This window comes from Microthrixaceae bacterium (assembly GCA_016702505.1).
In the GTDB taxonomy this organism is placed as follows: domain Bacteria; phylum Actinomycetota; class Acidimicrobiia; order Acidimicrobiales; family Iamiaceae; genus Aquihabitans.
In genome coordinates this window covers 182,069-201,115 of the sequence record JADJDU010000010.1, presented here as the reverse complement: position 1 = coordinate 201,115, position 19,047 = coordinate 182,069, and the positions used below count along the sequence as shown (strand labels likewise).

The 19,047-nt window shown below is 67.8% G+C and carries 19 protein-coding genes and 1 pseudogene; 11 read left to right on the top strand and 9 right to left on the bottom strand.

Annotated elements, in window-relative coordinates; all coding sequences use genetic code 11:
• Position 1: 1 nt before the first annotated feature.
• The 4 genes from IPG97_11995 to IPG97_11980 all read left to right on the top strand — a co-directional run bounded on the left by IPG97_11995 (position 2) and on the right by IPG97_11980 (position 1,584).
• Positions 2-355, top strand: coding sequence for a hypothetical protein (locus tag IPG97_11995; GenBank protein MBK6857236.1), 354 nt, complete (start codon positions 2-4; stop codon positions 353-355).
• Entirely contained in the window at positions 352-528 is a 177-nt protein-coding gene (locus tag IPG97_11990) for a hypothetical protein (protein ID MBK6857235.1), read from the top strand. Before IPG97_11995 ends, IPG97_11990 begins: the two co-directional genes overlap by 4 nt.
• Positions 529-601: 73 nt before the next feature.
• A complete protein-coding gene (locus IPG97_11985) occupies positions 602-1,033 on the top strand; it encodes a nitroreductase family deazaflavin-dependent oxidoreductase (protein MBK6857234.1) in 432 nt (143 codons plus the stop codon).
• A 128-nt stretch (positions 1,034-1,161) separates the two neighbouring features.
• Positions 1,162-1,584, top strand: a complete 423-nt coding sequence (locus IPG97_11980; GenBank protein MBK6857233.1) for a cyclic nucleotide-binding domain-containing protein — start codon at positions 1,162-1,164, stop codon at positions 1,582-1,584.
• A 19-nt stretch (positions 1,585-1,603) separates the two neighbouring features.
• Here the strand turns inward: IPG97_11980 and IPG97_11975 are convergent, their stop codons facing one another.
• Positions 1,604-2,338, bottom strand: a complete 735-nt coding sequence (locus IPG97_11975; protein ID MBK6857232.1) for a VWA domain-containing protein — start codon at positions 2,336-2,338, stop codon at positions 1,604-1,606.
• Between the two features lie 118 nt (positions 2,339-2,456).
• Between IPG97_11975 and IPG97_11970 the strand changes: the two genes are divergently transcribed.
• On the top strand, positions 2,457-3,209 hold the full coding sequence (locus tag IPG97_11970) for a sigma-70 family RNA polymerase sigma factor (GenBank protein MBK6857231.1): 753 nt from the start codon (positions 2,457-2,459) through the stop codon (positions 3,207-3,209).
• Positions 3,206-4,483 (top strand): hypothetical protein, encoded by a 1,278-nt coding sequence (locus IPG97_11965; GenBank protein ID MBK6857230.1) that lies wholly within the window; start codon positions 3,206-3,208, stop codon positions 4,481-4,483. The genes IPG97_11970 and IPG97_11965 overlap by 4 nt, the downstream gene beginning before the upstream one ends.
• A gap of 90 nt (positions 4,484-4,573) precedes the next feature.
• Here the strand turns inward: IPG97_11965 and IPG97_11960 are convergent, their stop codons facing one another.
• Together IPG97_11960 and IPG97_11955 are read right to left on the bottom strand one after the other, a co-directional pair.
• A complete protein-coding gene (locus IPG97_11960) occupies positions 4,574-6,181 on the bottom strand; it encodes an ABC-F family ATP-binding cassette domain-containing protein (GenBank protein MBK6857229.1) in 1,608 nt (535 codons plus the stop codon).
• 91 nt (positions 6,182-6,272) lie between these two features.
• Entirely contained in the window at positions 6,273-6,635 is a 363-nt protein-coding gene (locus tag IPG97_11955; protein ID MBK6857228.1) for a PilZ domain-containing protein, read from the bottom strand.
• Positions 6,636-6,734: 99 nt separating this feature from the next.
• On the opposite strand from IPG97_11955, the gene IPG97_11950 reads away from it, so the two are divergent.
• Both IPG97_11950 and IPG97_11945 read left to right on the top strand, forming a co-directional pair.
• Positions 6,735-7,757 (top strand): endonuclease/exonuclease/phosphatase family protein, encoded by a 1,023-nt coding sequence (locus IPG97_11950; GenBank protein MBK6857227.1) that lies wholly within the window; start codon positions 6,735-6,737, stop codon positions 7,755-7,757.
• A 17-nt stretch (positions 7,758-7,774) separates the two neighbouring features.
• On the top strand, positions 7,775-8,899 hold the full coding sequence (locus tag IPG97_11945; GenBank protein ID MBK6857226.1) for a serine hydrolase: 1,125 nt from the start codon (positions 7,775-7,777) through the stop codon (positions 8,897-8,899).
• Between the two features lie 52 nt (positions 8,900-8,951).
• On the opposite strand, the pseudogene IPG97_11940 reads toward IPG97_11945, so the two are convergent.
• A pseudogene (locus IPG97_11940) lies at positions 8,952-9,721 on the bottom strand (SDR family oxidoreductase).
• A gap of 211 nt (positions 9,722-9,932) precedes the next feature.
• Complete coding sequence (locus IPG97_11935; GenBank protein ID MBK6857225.1) at positions 9,933-10,817, bottom strand: murein L,D-transpeptidase; 885 nt, start codon at positions 10,815-10,817, stop codon at positions 9,933-9,935.
• Positions 10,818-10,898: 81 nt separating this feature from the next.
• Here IPG97_11935 and IPG97_11930 point away from each other — a divergent pair, with 81 nt between their 5' ends.
• Positions 10,899-13,082 (top strand): RNA polymerase sigma factor, encoded by a 2,184-nt coding sequence (locus IPG97_11930; GenBank protein ID MBK6857224.1) that lies wholly within the window; start codon positions 10,899-10,901, stop codon positions 13,080-13,082.
• Between the two features lie 58 nt (positions 13,083-13,140).
• Here IPG97_11930 and IPG97_11925 read toward each other — a convergent pair whose 3' ends face one another.
• From IPG97_11925 to IPG97_11915, 3 genes are read right to left on the bottom strand one after another with little or no spacing between them, the layout of a single operon-like run.
• Positions 13,141-13,746 (bottom strand): TetR/AcrR family transcriptional regulator, encoded by a 606-nt coding sequence (locus IPG97_11925; GenBank protein ID MBK6857223.1) that lies wholly within the window; start codon positions 13,744-13,746, stop codon positions 13,141-13,143.
• Complete coding sequence (locus tag IPG97_11920; GenBank protein MBK6857222.1) at positions 13,736-14,773, bottom strand: hypothetical protein; 1,038 nt, start codon at positions 14,771-14,773, stop codon at positions 13,736-13,738. The genes IPG97_11925 and IPG97_11920 overlap by 11 nt, the downstream gene beginning before the upstream one ends.
• Entirely contained in the window at positions 14,704-16,167 is a 1,464-nt protein-coding gene (locus IPG97_11915) for a CocE/NonD family hydrolase (GenBank protein MBK6857221.1), read from the bottom strand. The genes IPG97_11920 and IPG97_11915 overlap by 70 nt, the downstream gene beginning before the upstream one ends.
• A gap of 100 nt (positions 16,168-16,267) precedes the next feature.
• On the opposite strand from IPG97_11915, the gene IPG97_11910 reads away from it, so the two are divergent.
• Complete coding sequence (locus IPG97_11910) at positions 16,268-17,140, top strand: LLM class F420-dependent oxidoreductase (GenBank protein MBK6857220.1); 873 nt, start codon at positions 16,268-16,270, stop codon at positions 17,138-17,140.
• Between the two features lie 13 nt (positions 17,141-17,153).
• Here IPG97_11910 and IPG97_11905 read toward each other — a convergent pair whose 3' ends face one another.
• Complete coding sequence (locus IPG97_11905; GenBank protein ID MBK6857219.1) at positions 17,154-17,936, bottom strand: hypothetical protein; 783 nt, start codon at positions 17,934-17,936, stop codon at positions 17,154-17,156.
• Between the two features lie 55 nt (positions 17,937-17,991).
• Between IPG97_11905 and meaB the strand changes: the two genes are divergently transcribed.
• Complete coding sequence (meaB, locus tag IPG97_11900; GenBank protein ID MBK6857218.1) at positions 17,992-19,035, top strand: methylmalonyl Co-A mutase-associated GTPase MeaB; 1,044 nt, start codon at positions 17,992-17,994, stop codon at positions 19,033-19,035.
• Positions 19,036-19,047: the final 12 nt, after the last annotated feature.

The window sequence follows — 19,047 nt, the reverse complement described above, 5'->3', positions numbered from 1 at the left end:
CATGTCTCAGCGCACGCTGGGCACCCTTGCATTGGTGGTGGCCATCGTGGGCATGGCCGCGGCCATGTGGGCCGTAGGTTTCGCCATGCCCAGCGGGTTGGGTTGGGTGGTGGCGGTGCTGTTGGTGGTGTTGGGCGGGATCTGTGCCACCAGCTTCGCTGGCCCCAACCTGGCCGCAGTCGGGGTCACCCCCGATGATCGGCTCCTGGTTCGCCCGGTCGGCTTCATGCGCTTCTGGGCCCTCAGCCGCGGCGTGGACGTGCCGGTCACGGCGGTGACGCCGTCGGTGTGGCCGATCGGAACTCGGTACGGATCGGGTTCCGGGCTCCGGGCACCTACCTACCCGGCGTCATGACGGCGGGCACCTACCGCTCTCACGGCGAGAAGGACCTGTGGCTTGTGGGTCGGGCCCGCCAGGTGGTGGTCATCAGCCTTCACGACGAGGCCTTCACCAACCTGGTAGTGCAGGTAGAGGACCCCGAGGCCGCTGTCGAAGCCCTGAGGGCGGCCATGACCCGGGAACGATGACACCGGCCTGGTCCAGGGCACGGCAGGTCCGCCCACGTTCGGGTGCGGAACCCGATCGTGGTTGACTGATCCCATGCCTGCCATTCCCGAACCCTTCTTCAAACTCATGAACGGCACCCACCGCCTGCTGATCACGGTGTCGGGAGGGCGGCTGGGCCGGCAGTTGATGGGGATGAAGGTGGTGGAGCTGACCACGATCGGCCGCCGATCGGGTGAACACCGCACCGTGATGCTCACCGCCCCCATCGCTGACCAGGACCGGATCGTGCTGGTGGCGTCCAAGGGCGGAAACCCCGGGCACCCGGCCTGGTACCTGAACCTGGTCGCCAACCCCGAGGTGGAGGTCCTAGTCGACGGCACCCGCCGACCAATGACCGCCCACACCGCGGAACCCGCCCAAAAGGCCGAGCTGTGGCCCACCATCACCAAGGCCTACAAGGGTTACCAGGGCTACCAGAACAAGACCGACCGGGACATCCCCGTGGTCCTGCTCACCCCCCGCTAAACCTAACTCCGCCGAAAGGCGGAGCCTTGCGGCGGAGACGGTGGGGGGGTGACTTGTGGCACCGCGCATACTTTTGTTAGCAGAATCTTGCAAGAATGGGCGGTAGTACCCCTTCAAGGAGGTCCTCCGTGTCCGACGTCTACGACCTACGAGCACTCCCCCTCTTCGCCGAGTGCGACGACCCAGAGCTGGATCTGGTGGCCCGACTGCTCACCCCGATAGATGCATCCCCAGGGCGGATCCTCATGGTCCAAGACGGTCTGGCCCGCCAGTTCGTGATCGTGGAATCCGGTGAGGTCGAGGTGGTTCACCACCAGCCTGACGGAACCGATCACGTGGTGACCCTGGGCCCCGACAGCTGGGTCGGTGAGGTCGGCCTCATCAACCACGTGCCCTGCACCGCCACTGTCAGCACCCGTCACGGGGCCCGGGTCCACGTGGCCGGGGCAGCCGAGTTCCGTCAACTGCTCGACATCGCATCGGTGGCCCGGCACCTCAAGGCCAGCGCCGACAACCGGATGGCCGAGAACGACCTGGTCGACGCTGGCTGAGCCCGGCCCTACCTCTCCATCACCGACGGTCACCGCGCTTGGCCCGGCGATCGACTTCGGCAGGCTTGTGCCCTTCGAAGAGGTCTCGTCGGTCGACGGGGGCGGAGTGTCGGACCTTGGTCCGCATCTCGCCCACTGCCATGTCCAACGAGGCGAAGGCCAGTGCCGCCCCTTCGGCATCGGGGGCCCAGGCCTGGACAGACCCGGCCCCGTAGCCGTAGGACGTGGCGTCGTCGTAGGCGTCGAGCCCGGCCGACAGGTAGACGAAGGTCCATCCCGCGGCCTCGCGTTCGCCGATCATCTCCTTGATGTCGGATCGGGTGAACTCTCGGCTGGCGTTCTCGAGCCCGTCGGTAATGGTCACCACCACCACGTTGGCCCCGTCGGAAGCCTCGCCGACGTTGGCCCGAGCCCGGGCGATGATGTGGGCGGTGGCGTCCAGGAGCGGAGTTCCGCCCCGGGGCTGGAACCGGGCCCGGGTCAGGGGCTTCACCTTGCGGATGGGGACGTCGTCCACAACCGTCTCGGCCAGGTCCTGGGTGTCGAACTGCACCATCGTCAGGCGGGCATCGGCACCGTTGATCTGTTGGCCGGCCACGAAGGCGTTGAACCCGCCGATCACCTCGGACCGGATGGCCTGCATGGAACCGGAGCGGTCGAGCAGCACGTAGAGGTGAACGGGGCCGGGCGCTTGCTCGGCGTCGGTGATGTTGTTGGTGGAACGGGTCTTCTGGGTGTTCTTTGTGTTGGTCATGCCCCATCGACGCCGGGCCAGCCCGGTTGTCAGGGGGTACCCCGCCAAGAAGCGGACAAGTTCTCCGAAGATTTCTCACTGGGGACGGTCACGATGCCGTCGTATCGTCATCACAGATATGGATCGCCCCTCCCCCACCACCCCGGCCTCTGGGCACCGCCGGACACGGCGCCAAGCCGAAACCGGTGTAGATCCGGCGACACTCGACCGGCTTCAAGGCTTCTGCCTGGGCCCCGACGGTCGGGCCGCGGCCGCCAGCGAACTGCACCGCTTGGGGCTGACCGCCAGCCCTGACCACATCGATGATCTGTGCCAGGCGGTCCTGGTGGGGGTCTGGGGCCGGCTGGCGGCGGGGGCCGAGGGACACAGCGATGGGCTGAACGATGTGGTCGCCTACGCCCGGCGGTCCATCCGCAACGCGGCCGTGGACCGACTGCGAGCCGGGCGGCGAGAGGCGCTGAGAGACCTACTAGCCGAGGGCGAACGTGATCCAGCACCCGACCCACCCACGACGTGGTCCGACGCCACCACCGATGACGCCGCTGCACCTTTGGTCCGACACCACCTGCAACTGATGCTGGTGGCACGGTCCCGGCTCGATGCCTGGGTGGTGGCCGGGGGACTCACCCTCACCCACCTGGCCGACCACCCAGAACTGGAGCTTTGGCCCGAGACACCGGTCCCCTCACCCCGGTCGCGGGCCGCCAACCACGCCAGCCGCTGGGCCGCCCTCCACTACGCCGGCCGCCACGACTGCTTCGAGGAACCCGAGACCGGAGCGGTACGTCAGCGGCGCTCGATCGCCCTCCAGCGCCTCGAGCGCACCTTCACCGAAGCCGTGGCCCAAACCGTCGAATCGAGCGGGCCATGACCACCGATCGCGGGTCACAGTCAGACAACCGTCGGCGCCTCACCCGGACCGAACACCACCGGTTGGCCTCTGGTGGGGGTACTCCGGGGCCGGCGGGCTTGGCCATGGTCACGCTGGCCGGGGGAACCACCGAAGTTGACGTGGACTACGCCCGGCCGGATCGTTTGAGCTTCCTGGCCGTACCCCTCGAACCCTCCGAAGACGATCTCGCCGTGGTCCGACGGGTTCTGGGGCCAGGCACGCCGACCGACTCGGACCGTTGGTGGATGACATCAACGTCCAGCACGGTCCGCCCCATCGGGTCCAACCCCCTCCCGCTACTGGGCCGCCTGGCTGTGGGCCTCGAGGAGCTGACCGCCACCAACCACCGAGACACGGTCCTGGCCGCTTCGCTCATCGACCTCGGAGTCCACGCCCTGGACCTGACCCACGACCTCAACCCCGAACCCAGCGGGCTGGAACTGGTAACAGCCGGGCTGGCCCGGTGGGAACACATCGACCCCGACGCCTGGGATGAAGAGGTCGAACTACTGGCCGCCACCACGGCGCGATCTTCCCGTTGGGTCAAAGCGGTCTATCCCCACGACCCGCACCTGGCTGACCGCCTTCAGATCCTCTCGGGCGCCCTCCACCGACGGGCCACGGGCCAGGACCAGGTGGCGAGACTGGTCGAGATGGCCGCGCCGGCTCCGGTGGCGGCGGCTCCGATGGCCGCCGCCGAAGGTGGGGCGGCTCGCTCTGCACCGACCCGGGAACGCCTCGTACCCCGCCCCACCATCCCGGTGCTGTTCGGTGCCGACCTCGACGGCCGGGTCATAAAGGCCGAACGCCACGGCCACCACCTGGTCGTTCACCTGGGAGGCCTGGGGGAACATCAGGCGTGGCTACGCGTTCACCGTTACGGCCAACCGCCCCAACTCCTGGCCATGGCACCGGTCGAGGACTCGGGCCGCCCCTGGCGCCAGGCCGTGGCCCTCATCGGCCCCGAGGTGGACACCGAGGACCTGTTGGTCGACGTCACCACCCGCCCAACCGAACCGTGGCGGTCAGCCACCGGGCGCAACGTGGAGCGGGCCACGGCGTTGGGCCGTGACGCGACGCGGTTGAGCAGGCGCCGCGAGTTCGTCGAGGCCCAGCAGGCCTGGAGCCGCTGCTCGCGGGCTTGGCTCGAGGTCGATGACCTAACCCGGTCCCGGACCGCGGAGGACTACGCCACCCAACCACCGGTTCCACCCTGGGCGGCCCGAGATCCCCTCCTGAGCGACCTGGCCTGAGCGACCTGGCCTGACCGACCTGGCCTGAGCCGACCTGGCCTGACCGAATTTCCATCCGGATCCGATGCCCGTTGCCGTCAGGACAACCGATCAGGCCAGGGTCACCAACTCCAAGAAGTCATCGTGCCAGTGGTCGATGGTGCCGTCGGGCATCAGCAAGGCCCGGTCGGGCTGAAGGGCCTCGACGAACTCGGCATCGTGGCTGACCACGATCAGGGTGCCACCCCAACTCGACAACGAGTCGGCCACCGCTGTCCGAGACCCGGGATCGAGGTTGTTGGTCGGTTCGTCCAACAACAACACGTTGTGCTTGCCACCCACCAGCTGGGCCAAGGCCAGCTTGGTCTTCTCCCCGCCCGAGAGCGTTGACGCGTCCTGGAAGACCTTGTCTCCCACCAGGCCGAACATGCCCAGCAGGCCCCGAAGCTCCCCGTCGCCCAGGTCCGGAGCCGCTTCTCGCATGTGATCGACCAGGCTGGCTCCGGCCCGGATCCCCTCGTGCTCCTGGGCGTAGTAGCCGACCGAAACGCCCATGCCCCACCGGAACGAACCGATCACCGGGTCGGTGATCTCGGCCAACACCCGCAACAGACTGGTCTTGCCGGCACCGTTGAGGCCCATGATCAACATCCGGTCCCCTCGACCCACGTCGAAGGTGACGTCCTCGAACACATCGAGCCCGGGGTAGCTGACCGCCAGGTCGGAGGCCTCCAGCACCGTGCGGGCACAGTGAGGCGGCTCGGGGAGGCGCAGCTTGAGGACCTTCCGGGCCACGGTCGACTCGGGTCCGTTGGCCTTGAGTCGCTCGATGCGCTTCTCGAGGCTGTGGGCCATCGACGCCTTGGTGGCCTTGGCTCCGAACCGATCGATGATGTTCTGCATGCGATCGATCTCTTTGGCCTGCATGGCGATCTGCTTGGCCAGACGCACCTCGTCGGCCTCCCGGGCGGCCACGTACTGGGAGTAGGTGCCCTTGTACTCGTGCATGGTGCCGGTGGCGGTGTCTCCACCCCGGTCGAGGTGGATGACCCGGGTGATGGCCTCGTCGAGCAGGTCGAGGTCGTGGCTGATCACGACCAGCGCCCCCCGGTAAGAGGCCAGGAAGTCGAGCATCCACAGCTTGGCGTCGGCGTCGAGGTGGTTGGTGGGTTCGTCCAGCAACAACACATCGGACCCAGCGAAGAGGATGCGCACCACTTCGACCCGCCGCCGCTGCCCACCGGACAGCGCCCCGAGGGGAAGGTCGAGCTTCTCGTCGGCCAGGCCGATTCCGGCGGCCAGCCGACGGACCTCGGATTCGGCCGCGTATCCGCCGTCCATCCGGAACCGCTCGATCGCCTTGGTGTAGCGGTCGATGGCCCGCGGGGTCGGGTCGTTCTCCATGGCCTGTTGCAACTTGGCCATTCGCTCGAGCGCTTCGGCGAAACCACGACCGGACAGGACGTGGTTGAGGGCGGTGACGTCGGGCGGCACCATGTCGAGCCGGGGATCCTGAGGCAGGTAGCCGAGACCACCCTGGTAGCTCACCGAACCACCGGCCGCCTCGGTGGCACCGCCGATCACCTTGAGCATCGACGTCTTACCGGCCCCGTTACGGCCGACCAGGCCCACCTTCTCTCCGGCGCGCACGGTGAACGACACGCCATCGATGAGGGTCACACCACCCACGTCGACCTTGAGCCCGTTCACCTGCAACATGGCGATCAAGGGTGCCAGACCGACGCAACTATCCCACCATCAAGCTCCTGAGCCTGGATCCACCGGAAGGCAGAGCCTTCCGGTGGAAGACTCAGTACGGCGGGGTGTCGCTCTCCAGGAAGGTCTGGAGGACGGCCCTGGTGAACTCGGAGTCGCTCGACTCCCATTCCACACCGAAGGTGGCGTTGATCCCGTCGGAGTGTGGATCGACGCGCATCACCCTCACCGCGCCCTCCACCCAACCGAAGGCCACCGGCACCCGCGACCCCCGTCCGACCTGGCCATCGAGAGGGGCGACCACGGCGGCACCGGTCACAGAGACGTCCTGAAGTATGCCGACCTGGGCTTCTTGCTTCTTGAACCGCTGCTTCCAACCCTGCTTGGGCAGGTTCCAATGGATCTGGCTGGGCTGGATGTTCCTACGCTCACCTAGACGACGATTGGGACGGGGCATGTGGTCACAATCGGCCGAAATCCAGCCGATTTGAGAATCGCGTCGGGATCGGGCCAGGCCGGCTACCGCCGCTCGTTCGAACCGGTAGCTTTCGGGTCCATGGCATCCGCGACCGGATCGGTGAGGGTGGTGTTCTGGAACACCTGGCTGCTCCGGCCTCGCCTGTGGTCTGGGGGTCCGTCGCTCCCTCTCACCGACCACCTCTTCGCCCCCGACGTCACCCGTAGAGCCCCACTGGTGGGACAGGCCCTGTCCGGTCGCTTCGACGTGTGTGCCCTGGCCGAGGTCTTCGACCAGCGGGAACAGGACGCGGTGGCCTGCCAGTGGGACGAGGTCGAATTCCAACCCGGCCCCGGCCCCGCCTCGGCGCTCAAACGTGTGGGTAGCGGCCTGATGACCCTCGTCGACCCCCTGGCGTTGGAGGTGGTGTCGACCGCGACCCACACCTTCACCAGCGGCGGTGATCTACGCGACTCCGACAGCTACGCCACCAAGGGGGTCCTGTTCGTTCGGGTCCGTCTGCCGGGCGGAGCCGAGCTCGACCTGGCGTCCACGCACCTGCTGGCCGGCGGTGAGTTCCTGCCAATTCCCGGTGCCGGCGATCACGCCCGCCACCATCGTGGCCGGATGGCCCAGGTCGACGAGCTCGTCGAGTTCGTCAGCCAGCACAGGAACCAGGAGAACCCCCTGCTGGTGGTCGGCGATTTCAACGTGGCCGCCCACGACCGACGACTCCGTGGCGATACCGGCGCATACCACCGGGATCTGGTCGAACACCTTGCCCCGCTAGACGTGGTCGACGTCTGGGAGGAGCGCGGGATCGGGCCCGGCCCGACCGCCACCTTCGCCGATCCCAGATCCATCCCCTCGGACCCGGCGCTGCCCGACTGCGTCGTCGACCACCCCGACTCCGACCCCACCGCCCAAGCCGCGGCCAGGGCCTCGGTCGACCGCATCGACTACATCTGGTACAGCCCGCCCTGGCGCCGCGCCCGCACCAAGGTCGAGCTGGACCGCCCCCGCCGTTGGGCGTTCCCAGGCCGTGGCGTCCGAGGCGGACCGGCTGGCAGCCTGTCCGACCACCTGGCCGTTTCGGTGACCGTCCACCTCCAACGTCGATGAGCGCCTCGCCTCCGCCCATGACCGAACGACCGCTCCCCGACCTCCCCCGACAGGCCGATGGGATCCCGTGGCCAACCAGCAGATGGCCCCGCGCCGACGCCTCCGACCTGGGAGCCGACGTCGCCCGCCTGACCGCCCTGCTGGACGTGTTGGTGGCCGACCAGCCCCACCCCACCATGGGTCGCACCTTCGCCGCCGCCGTGGTTTGCCAGGGACAGCTGGTCACCGAACGCTACGGGCTACGTCCGGTCCGAGACCTACGAGCCCTCGAGCCCGACCCCCCGCTCGACCGCCTCGACGAGTCCAGCGAGCTGTTGAGCTGGTCGATGGCCAAGAGCCTCACCCATCTGGCCGTCGGGGTGGCTGTGGCCGATGGACTGATCGACCACCACGAGCGGGTGCCCGAACCGCGCTGGGCCGACCCAAGCGATCCCAGACACGACATCACCTGGGACGATCTGTTGACCATGCGAGGAGGTCTGGCCTGGCGCGAGGAGTACGTCATCGATACCGACCGCCTGCCCGACGTGGTCGAGATGTTGTTCGCATCGGGGGCGGACGACACCGCCGGTTTCGCGGCCGGTTTCGAGTTGGCCCACCCTCCGGGCTCACCGGAGGCGTACGTGTACTCCTCGGGTACCACCAACGTGATCGTGGCCAACTTGCAACGGGTCCTCGGGATGTCGGGTGATGTCGAGGGGTTCACCCGGTGGCTCCACCACCACATCCTCGATCCAATCGGCATGACCGACACCCGGCTCGAGTTCGACGAAGCTGGCACCTTTGTCGGTTCCTCCTATGCCCATTGCACGCTTCAGAGCTGGTGTCGGTTCGGTTTGTTGGCGTTGAGGGGTGGGTTCTGGGACGGGCGCCAGATCGTTCCAGCGGAGTGGATCGACCATGGCCGCACCCCCCGTTCCAACGACAAGGGCATCTTCCACGGAGCCCACTGGTGGAGCTGGGACCAAGACCAGATGCCCTTTGGCGCCCACGGGTTCGAAGGCCAGCGCGTCATCTGCTTCCCCACGCGTGATCTGGTGGTGGTGCGCCTGGGACAGAACTCCAACTCCGACGAGGCCAGCGACACCCTCAACGCCTACCTCACCGAGATCGCCGCCTGCTTCCCCGTCACCGCGGCTTGACCTGGTGACGCCGATCTCCGCGCCGCACACCAGGCGGCTGGGGCCTCGTTGGTCAGCGGATGGTCCAGCCGCCGTCGACGGGGATGGTCTGGCCTATGACATATGACGACGCTTCCGAGGCCAGGAACAACAGAGCACCATCGAGTTCGTGGTCCTCACCGGCCCGACCGACCGCGGTGTTGGTGGCTACGAAGCGTTCCGAAGACTCGTCTCCCCACATGACCGCGGTCATCTCGCTGGGGAACCATCCTGGGGCGATGGCGTTGACCCGTACGCCTCGTCGCCCCCACTGGGCGCCCAGTTCCCGGGTCAGGTTCACGACGCCGGCCTTGGCCGCGCAGTAGCCGGCCTGCTTCACCGGGGTCCCTGCCACCAGCCCCAGGATCGATGCGATGTTGACGATGCTGCCCCCACCACCAGCAACCATCGGCTCGTAGGCGAGCTGACACAGCCGGAACACCGCGTTCAGGTTGACGTCGACCACGCGGGTGAAGTCCTCGAACCGCTCGGTCTCGGCCGGGCCGATCACCGAAATGCCGGCGTTGTTGACCAGCACGTCGAAGGAACCATCGCCCGCTTCAACGGCCCGAGCGATCAACGCCTCGCACTGGGACCCCACCGTCACATCACAGGCCACCGGGATGCACCGTTCTCCAAGTTCGGAGGCCAGGCTCTCCAAACGGTCCAGCCGCCTTGCCCCCCCACCACCACGGTGGCCCCGGCTCCGTGCAGCACCTGGGCAAAACGTCGCCCCAAACCGACCGAGGCTCCGGTCACCACCGCCACCTTGCTGTCGAGGCGGAAAGATTCGAGCGGGTCGATGGTCATCGGGGCCTCCCGGTATTGGTTGGAGCCGGACGCGACTCCGCCCGATCGCGGCGCCCTCCCCCTTCGGGGGCAGCCTGCAGATCGGGCGGGGTCGTCGGACCTGCGAGAAGCGGGTCGTGACGAGGGTCACGGTAACCGCGACCAACCAGCACCGTCCAGACCCAGTTCCAGATATTCGGGTTCCGAAGGGGCGGACCGGTGCCGGTCAGCTCCGAAACACCTCGACGAGATCACCGGTTTCAACCAGGGCCGGGAAGTAGTCGGCCACGTGCATCGGGATCCTCACACAGCCATGGCTGGCCGGACGGTTCGGTACCGACCCCGCCCCGTGGACAGCTATTCCACCGTTGAAGTACACCGGGTTGTAGAGCCGACCCAGGGGTGCGTCGCGCCAACCAGAGACCCGCCGTCCGAACTGGTAGACGCCCAGTGGCGTGACGGCGCTCCCGCATCGACGCCCCTCCCTGGTCCTCTCGCAATAGGGCACCTCGCTCCCAGAGGAGACATGGGTGACCAGCTTCAGGTTTCCGTCCCGCCAAACCAGCATCACCTGGCGGGTGAGATCGATCTCGACGTGGGTGGGGCCCAGTTCGGGTCGCAACATGGCCTGCGCCGGTCGGGCCAGGATCAACTGCTCCAACTCGGGCGTCACGATCCCATCGCGGGGCATTCCGAACAGGGCCTGGAACGCCCACACCGACATGGTGGTCTTGACCCCGAACCGCCCGTCGGCTTCACCCGGGTCGTAGAACTGCTCGGCCAACGCCTTTTGCAGGGCCATGGTCCTCACCCCGACGCTGCCGCCCTGAAGCGGTCCCGGCGGTTCGGTGATCGACTGTGGAGGCAGGGTCGTGGTGGTCGGGGGAACGGTGGTCGGGGGCAGCGTGGTGATGGGAGCGGTAGTGGTGGTGACGGTGGTCGGAGGCAGCGTGGTGGAGGCCTCGGTGCTGGTGGAAGAGGTGACGGTCACCTCGGGCCCGCTCGACGAGCCCGAACCACCGGTGGCAGCCCGGTCCACCCCCGTGTCGGGGGTGCACGCACCGACCACCATCGTCACCACAACCGCGACGGCCACGACCGCACGCCTCATCGCTCATCTCCCTCCAGCCCCAGCCTGGCCGGCCGGTGCATCCAGTGTCGCGCACCGGACCCCCGGTACCCTGGACGTCCGGTGACGGCCACCAACGACTCCCCCTCCTCCACCGCGCCCGCTCCACCGTCTCCTCCACCCGAGGAACGGGACGAGGAGCGCACGCCTCCAACCCCGGCGAGACGCTCGGGGCCGCCCGAGGTACCCATCGACCTGGTGTTGTCAGCCCGACGAGGCGACCCGGCGTCCTTCGCCCACATGATCGAACACTGGGACCCCTACCTGCGTCCGTTCGTACACCACGTGTTGGGCGGTGACGGTTCCACCGACAGGGCACTGTCGGCGGCCTATGTGCGGGCCTACCGAGCCCTCCCCCGCTACGACGCCAGCCAGAAGCCGGGCTTGTGGCTCCACCGCATCGCATACCTGGCTGCCACCGACGAGCTGCGCCGCATCACCCGGGACCCGGCCCGCCGCCGTGCCCTCGCCGATGAAGGACGGGCCGAAACGGCGACCGACGCGCCCACCGTCCACACCGGCATTTCGATCGAAGACCTGTTCCTGCTCGACAGGGAGCTCGATTCCACCGCCCCCGGCACCGAGGGGCTCCCCGACACTCCTGCAGCCAACACCAAGATCGGATCCACCCCCGCTGGTTGGCGACGCCTGGCCCCCGACCAACGGGCCCTGGCTGTGCTCGTGGACCTAGAAGGCCACACCCTGACCGAGGCGGCGCGGACCTTGGATGCCGACGTCGAGACCGCCACCAACCGCCTGGAATCGGCCCGACGTCTACTGACCCACTCGGCCAACCACGCGCCCGACACCGCATCACCTGTCGACCTGGCGCCCGCCGCGTCCGAGGTGCTGTCTGCGATCCCGGTTCCCGCCCCCGATCCCCGCTTCTGGTCGACATTGGGCCGTCGTCTGCTGGCCGAACGGGCATCTCCCGCGGCTCCAGCCTTCGACCCGATGGAGCGCCTGGCCCGCTCACACCCCGCCGAGCCCGGGTTCCATCCCCGTTCCGATCCCGTGCACGGCATGGCCGAGCAAGCCGAGCTCATAAGGCCTCCCCGGAACCGACGACGTCTCGCTTTGGTGATCTTGGCTGTAGTTGCACTAGCCGCCCTGATTACGACCGCGGTGATCATCGGCACCAGCGACCGGATACCGGACGGATCCAGGGCCGCATCCGAGGTTGCGGCCACAACTTCGGCCGCCATGGCCGAAGGCCCCTACCGGCGGGTGTTGATCGACGTGGAAGAACACGACGCCACCGGCCGACGAACGGAACGAACCTACGAGTTGATCCTGGGCGGGGACGGGTCCTGGGTGGTATCGGACCGTGGCACCATCGACCAGACCACCTTCGATGCCGAAGAAGGTCTGATGCGCCGAGTGGCCGTCATCGGCCGTGGGGACAAGGCCGGCGTGTACGCCACCGACGCCACCGGTCTGGCGGCCGGACCCCCAGACCCGTCGACCATCGAACCAGTTCCCCTGGCCGACCTCAGTGCAGTGCCGTCGGTGTTACGCGTCGCTGGCCAGGCGAGGATGCCGCGCACCACCGATGACGGCCGGTCGCTCTACGTGCTGTCCACAAATCTGGCCACCGGGGTAGACGGCACCGATGAGACCTGGACGATTCGAGTGGCAGCCGACACCTCGCTCCCGGTCGACGTGACTCGGTCGGTGGGGAGCCGCACCGTTCGCCGCACCCAAATCACCTCGTGGACCACCCTCACCGAGGTGGCCGCCGACACCTTCCACCAACCGGTGGCCGACGATGCCCGGTCCAGCGTCGAGGATCACGGTTTCACCTCCACCGATCTGTCTGCCGTGCCCCTATTGGGTCGGGGAGATGCCATCACCCCGGGCTGGCTTCCCGCCGGTTTCGAGATGGCTGCGGTGACGGTACGGGCAGAAGCTCCGGGCTCGGCACCCACCACCGGGTCTGGTACCAACCCTCCCGACGTGGCGGTCATGTCCATCGGTTTCCAGCGAGGTTCGGAGCGCATCACCCTCAGCACCCGCTCGGCGGGCAGCGACCCGACGGCGTGGTCTTCACCGTTCGGTCCCGCCGCCGGCCAGGAACCAACGGAGCGCACCGTTGGGGACGGAGCCTTCAACGGTGCCCGTACCACCATCTCCACCGATGCCCGCGGCCGAACCCACCTGTGGGGCATCAGCGGCGACACAGTGTTCACCATCTCCGGCGACCTGACACCAGACCAAGCCCATCGCATGGTGGCATCGTTGCGATAGCTGGGTGGCCCCGTACCGACCGGTGGATCAGGCTCCGCCTCGGTTTACCGTGCCGTTCTTATGGGTCGGATCGCTGCTTGAGCACCGCCGGCAGGACGAACCGGGTGAAGAAGTCCTCCACGTCGGTAGCCACCGACGGTACGACCAGGGTCAGCAGGACCTGGGACAACAGCCACGACACGGCATCGTCGGCCGTCACCCCCGACCGCAGCATCCCGGCCTCGTCCATGGCCGCCAGGTGAGGTCGATAGAAGTCGTGGATGACCCCGAGTACCCGTTCGTCAGGGTCGAGTTCCCGCCACGGTCCGGTCACGTCTCCACCGCTGAACAGCCGGGCCAGCGACGGCGTGGCCCGAATAGCCACCACGGTGTGGATGAGAGCGTCGGCCAGGTTGGATCCGGTCGGCGCCGGGCGTTCGAGGATGGCGGTGAGCTCCCCCGCCAGACGGCCCGAGGCCCGGAGTACCAGGTGGGTCACCAGCTGCTCTCGACCCCCGGTGTGACGGTGCACCGTCATGCGGGTCGTACCCGCCCGTTCGGCGACCTGGTCCAGGGTCAGGTCGAGGCCGTGCTCCTCGAAGCACTCGTCTCCGGCAACCAGGATGCGGGCCCGGGTGTCCAGTCCCCGCCGGTTGCGGGGGTGCCCCGGTGACTCAGGGGGCATCGTCGTTGGTGACCGCCTGGTAGGGCCGGCACGGTTGGCCTCGAAGCGATGGGCACGGCCATGTGGCTTCGGGTACCTCCATGGCAGGCAGGACGCCTACCACCAGGCGCGAAGCTCGGGCGCCGCCCCAGGCCACGTCGCGCTCAGCTCCGGCTTCGCCCAGGTCGGTGAAGGTCCAGGCCCCGAAGTTGCGGCCGGGGCTCGAGATCGAGATGGCTAGGCGGTCACCCTTGCGGAAGGCTTGGGCAAAGGACGGGATCGCCACCTTCACGGACTGGAAGCTGTCGTCGGGCATTTCGTCGGCGTCGGCGGCCGAGTAGGTCCGGTCGATCTGGCGACCCTGCGAGGTGTCGGACACAGCCCGGTCGCTGAGTCGGAGCAGTCCCGAGGTGACCAGCCATTCGGTGTCATCGGGACGCACCAAGCTGACCGTGACCTGAACGGCACCATCCCCGTCGGGGACCTTCATGAACAACTCGGCGAAGGCTGGACCTCCAAGGATGGTGGTGGTCTCGAAAGGTTCGCTGACGTAGCCAAGTGCGTCACCGTCGGGGAATCGAGTCCAGTCCAGATCCCAGGTCGGGGCCAGCAGTTGGTAGCCAGCTTCCCCGAAGAAGTCCTCGCCGGCACTGTCGGGAGCATTTGAGAAGCGGTTGACCCCGTCACCGTCTGGCTTGGTCGCGCTCAAGGCACCATCGGCGCCGAGGTAGAAGGTGCGATCCTTGCTGGTCGGTGGAGGCCAGGCTTCGTAGGTGGTCTCGAAGGCGGACACCGGCGCGCCCGGCACCTCTCCGGCCGTGCCGCTCTCGAACAGCACCCTGACGTCGGGTTCGGCCCGGAATGCAGCCAGAGCGGCGTCGTAGCGCCCGGGTCGGTACTGCTCGAAGCGGTTGGGTCCGAAGGAGAGCCCGGGGGTACCGAAGGCATCCTCGAAGTAGGGGGGAGCGGCGGCGCGGATCATGTCGTCCATGTGGGGGACCTCGCCGGCCACGTAGAACTGAAGGAACTCGAGCCATCGGGACAGCACCTGGGGGGCGTAACCGTCGGGATGACGCCCGTTGTAGAGGTTGAAGTGCAGATCCGGGCTGGAAGTGAAGTTGCCCAACATGTCGGTGAACTGGGGGCCGGTCTGTTCGTCCTGCCATGCCCCGGCCAGGAACACCGGTACCTCGATCTGGGACACCAACCCCTGGACAGGTCACGGGCATCGGCCTGTTCGGGCCGGTGGACCAGTGACTTCCCGAACGCTTCGAAATCGATGTTCTGCTCGCGGAGTTGTTGGTGGGCCGCGCAGGTCTTGTCGCCTTCGTCGATCAGCTTGTCCGTCCAAGACATGCCACTCGACGAGGACTGGCTGTCGCGTTCGGCCAGCCATTGGCGGGTGAATCCACCGTTGTAGATCCCACCCGGCCACTGTTGCAGCCAGGGGTCCTTGATCACCGACAACGGGGTGATGGCGGCCAGGCTCGGCGGTTGGGTGGCCGCGGTGTAGAGCTGGGTGATCCCCGAGTACGACAGGCCGATCATCCCCACCTTGTTGCCCCGCACCCAGGGCTGGCGGGCCACTGCTTCGACCACGTCGTAGCCATCGACCTGCTGGGCCCGGTTGAACACATCGAACACGCCCCCCGAGCATCCGGTGCCACGCATGTTCACGCCGACGGTGGCGAACCCCAACAGCCCGGCGATCATCGAACCGGGCTCGGTCTCGTCGGGGTTGGAGACGGCGTAGCCGGAGTACTCGATGACGGTCGGGTACGGGCCCTTCTCGACCGGTCCCGGCAACCTCACGTTGACGCCGAGCTGTACGCCGTCTCGCATCGTCACGTAACCGAACCATTCGGTGTCGTCGCCGGACGGCCCGATATCTCCGACCTGGTCGTCGAAGAAGTCGGGGTCGGGGTGGCTGTCGGCGCCCAGGACCTCGAACGGCTCGGAGACCTGGACGGGATCGGTGTCCTCCAGCCGGACGGTGTAGCCCTTGCCGGCCTCGACTACGTAGCCCTGATCGGTGGGCAGTTTGGCCTTGGCTCCGGTCTGAAACTCGGCCAGCTCATCGGGCAGATAGGAGAAGTGGGCCTGGCCAAACTTGTCGGCTCGCAGCACGACCAGCCGGTTGTTGTCGGCATCTACCAGCGACAGCCGTTGACGAGGCTCGACACCGGTGACGGTCACTTCCTCGGTTCCGGGCACCACTTCGAACTGGGCCGGTCCGGTTTCTTGGTCGACGTCGACCTCCACCGCTAGGTCGGTTGCGTTCGGTCCTGACCTGGTCGGTTCCGATGCGGCCTTGCCGGAGTCGTTGCTGCAAGCGGCCAGGGCCGCCAGCAGCACCATGACGGCGACGCTCAGCGGAACTACCCGTCGATGCAGCCGGTGCTGGCACCGTTGGCCGTCCGCGGACATGTGTTCAGAACGCACTGGTCGTCCCCTTGTCGTCTTCGCCCCCCGAAGTGTGACACGACACCTTCGCATATCACATAACTGTGGTCAAGCATTCCACCCGGATACGGTCCCGACCATGCACTTCGGAATCGCCTTCGCCAACACCGGACCCCTAGCCGAAGGGCCGGCCGCCGCCGGGGTTGCCCGCGCCGCCGAGGTTGCCGGGTTCGAATCGATGTGGACCGTCGAGCACGTACTGGTACCCGTCGACTACCAGTCCACCTACCCCTACGCCCGCGGCGGCCGCATGCCCGGCGGCGAGTCGATCGCCATTCCCGATCCGCTGGTGTGGCTCGCCTACGTGGCGGCATCGACCACCACCATCCGCCTCGGAACCGGGATCCTCATCCTGCCCCAGCGCAACCCGGCCATCGTCGCCAAAGAGGTGGCCACCCTCGACCGCCTGTCGGGCGGACGGGTCGAGCTTGGAATCGGAGTCGGCTGGCTGGAGGAAGAGTTCGACGCCCTCGGTGTTCCGTTTGCAGGGCGCGGGGCTCGCACCGACGCCTACGTCGCCGCCATGCGCTCGTTGTGGACCGGCGAGGCGGTGGATCTCGACGATGGCTTCCACCGCTGGAACCGGGCCGTGAGCCTGCCCACCCCCGTCCACGGGCGGGTTCCCATCGTGGTCGGTGGCCACACCGAGGCCGCCGCCCGCCGAGCCGGCCGTCTGGGCGACGGCTTCTTCCCCGGCAAGGGCACCGTGGAGGAGCTGGCCCACCTGTTCGACGTGGCCCGGGCCGCAGCCGAGGAAGCTGGTCGCGACCCCGACCGGTTGGAGCTGACCGCCGGTCACCCCGGAGTGATGGGTGAGGACCCCCTGGCCGCGGTCGAGGAGATGGCGGCCCTGGGTGTGACCCGGATGATCATCCCGCCCTTGGCCTGGGATGTAGACAGCGCCACCGAGGCCTACGCCGCCTTCTCTGAACGTGTCATCCAAAAGGTCTGAGGCACCGAAGTCCCTATCGACCGTCGCCGCTGGGCAACCAGTCCGTGAGCGATGCCTCATCCCAGTCGTCAGGCCCGTACACAGTGCCCGGCATCGGGGTCATCAGGTGGGTGTCTCCTCCGGTGACCCACTGAGCCGAAGTTCGCTCCCAAGCCACCAGCCGATCGTCGGGGTCGGTTCCCCCGACGGCGTCGTCAGCCAAGCCCCGGGCCGAGTCGCGAGCAGCTCGGAGTCGGGTCTGCGCCTCGTTCGATGCCGCCCACACCACCACCACTTCGTGCTGGTTGGTCAACACTTCGTAGATCCCGGTCGGTTCGTGGCCGTACTCCCGCCACAACGGAACCTGCTCGGCCACCACCGCGGCTAGGTAGTCCAACGGCGCTCCGGGGCGCACCGTCAGGAGCTGGTGCACGAACAGAGTTCCCTTCACTCCCCGTTCGGCCAGCTCCGAGGTGGACGGACTCCCAGGAACCCCACCGCACAAGCGGTCGAAGCCGCCGGTCCTCCACTGGGCCGCCTCATCCCACCATTCCCCGTAAAAGGCGTTTCGCCGCTTGAGGTTGAGACGGTCCACGTTGGCCGCCCAACCAGACCAGCCCTGCGGCCCGACGTCCCAGATGTTGACCACCTGGGGCCAGCGCCCACCGCCCACGGCACACACGAAGAAGGTGCCCTGGAGCGTCAACATGTCGGGCATGACGTTGGTGGGTTCCCGGGTAACGCACGCCATGTAGTCGTATTGGCCCTGCCCCACGATGTCGACGGTCTCGTGCAGGTACAGGTTCCGGTTGGCCATCTCGGCAACGTAGCGGCCAACCGTGCGGTGCCGACGCGTCGCCTACCGTGGCGATGTGCCCGATCCCACCCCGGACACCCCCGGCCCCGCCCCACAAACCGCCCCAACCGGCCAGCCCGGCCAACCCACCGATCTCGAGGCCCTGCGAGACGGTGTGCTCACCGGCGACCGGAGGACCCTGGCCCGGGCCATAACCCTGGTCGAATCAACCCGTCCCGACCATCGGGCCCAAGCCGCCGCCCTGCTCGATGCCGTTCTCCCCCGGACCGGTTCGGCCGTTCGCATCGGCATCAGCGGACCACCAGGGGTCGGCAAGTCCACCTTCATCGAAGCGATCGGAACCCACGTTGCCGACCTCGGCCACCGCTTGGCGGTGCTGGCGGTGGATCCCACCAGCGCCCGCACCGGCGGGTCGATCCTGGGAGACAAGACCCGCATGGAAGCCCTGGCAAGGCACCCGCGCGCGTTCATCCGCCCGTCGCCTTCGGGCGGGGAACTGGGTGGAGTAGCCCGCCGCACCCGAGAGGCCGGCCTGCTGTGCGAAGCCGCCGGCTATGACGTCATCGTCATCGAGACCGTGGGGGTCGGTCAGTCCGAACTGGCCGTGGCCGACCTGGTCGACCTCTTCGTGCTGTTGGCCTCCCCCGGCGGCGGAGACGACCTCCAAGGGATCAAGCGGGGAATCATGGAGCTGGCCGACGTCGTGGTCGTCACCAAGGCCGACGGCCACCTCCTCAGCGCCGCCAACCATGCCGCCGCCGACCTGCGACGAGCCCTGCACCTCATGAGACCCAAGCACGAAGGTCTCACCACCGAGACGCTGTTGGTCTCCTCCCCCGACGGCACCGGAATCCCTCAGGTGTGGGACCACCTTCTGGCCGCCCACCACCACCTCACTACCAGCGGCCAACTCCCGGCGCTGCGGGCCCGCCAAGCCACGGCATGGATGTGGGAAGAAGTCCGGGCCGGGCTCACCCAGCGCTTCAGCGAGTCACCCGCGGTCCGCGAGGTACTCGCGGACCTGGAACTGTCTGTCGAGTCAGGAAAGACCGCTCCCACCGCCGCCGCCCAGACCCTCCTCGATCGATTCTCGACCTGAGTAGCCCGCCGA

Coding starts and splice junctions, on each gene's coding strand:
- IPG97_11995 (MBK6857236.1), top strand. CDS start 2: ATGTCTCAGCGCACGCTGGGCACCCTTGCATTGGTGGTGGCCATCGTG.
- IPG97_11945 (MBK6857226.1), top strand. CDS start 7,775: ATGACCGAACGACCGCTCCCCGACCTCCCCCGACAGGCCGATGGGATC.
- IPG97_11910 (MBK6857220.1), top strand. CDS start 16,268: ATGCACTTCGGAATCGCCTTCGCCAACACCGGACCCCTAGCCGAAGGG.
- IPG97_11965 (MBK6857230.1), top strand. CDS start 3,206: ATGACCACCGATCGCGGGTCACAGTCAGACAACCGTCGGCGCCTCACC.
- IPG97_11970 (MBK6857231.1), top strand. CDS start 2,457: ATGGATCGCCCCTCCCCCACCACCCCGGCCTCTGGGCACCGCCGGACA.
- IPG97_11925 (MBK6857223.1), bottom strand. CDS start 13,746: ATGCCCCCTGAGTCACCGGGGCACCCCCGCAACCGGCGGGGACTGGAC.
- IPG97_11935 (MBK6857225.1), bottom strand. CDS start 10,817: ATGAGGCGTGCGGTCGTGGCCGTCGCGGTTGTGGTGACGATGGTGGTC.
- IPG97_11905 (MBK6857219.1), bottom strand. CDS start 17,936: ATGGCCAACCGGAACCTGTACCTGCACGAGACCGTCGACATCGTGGGG.
- IPG97_11990 (MBK6857235.1), top strand. CDS start 352: ATGACGGCGGGCACCTACCGCTCTCACGGCGAGAAGGACCTGTGGCTT.
- IPG97_11985 (MBK6857234.1), top strand. CDS start 602: ATGCCTGCCATTCCCGAACCCTTCTTCAAACTCATGAACGGCACCCAC.
- IPG97_11975 (MBK6857232.1), bottom strand. CDS start 2,338: ATGACCAACACAAAGAACACCCAGAAGACCCGTTCCACCAACAACATC.
- IPG97_11955 (MBK6857228.1), bottom strand. CDS start 6,635: ATGCCCCGTCCCAATCGTCGTCTAGGTGAGCGTAGGAACATCCAGCCC.
- IPG97_11950 (MBK6857227.1), top strand. CDS start 6,735: ATGGCATCCGCGACCGGATCGGTGAGGGTGGTGTTCTGGAACACCTGG.
- IPG97_11960 (MBK6857229.1), bottom strand. CDS start 6,181: ATGTTGCAGGTGAACGGGCTCAAGGTCGACGTGGGTGGTGTGACCCTC.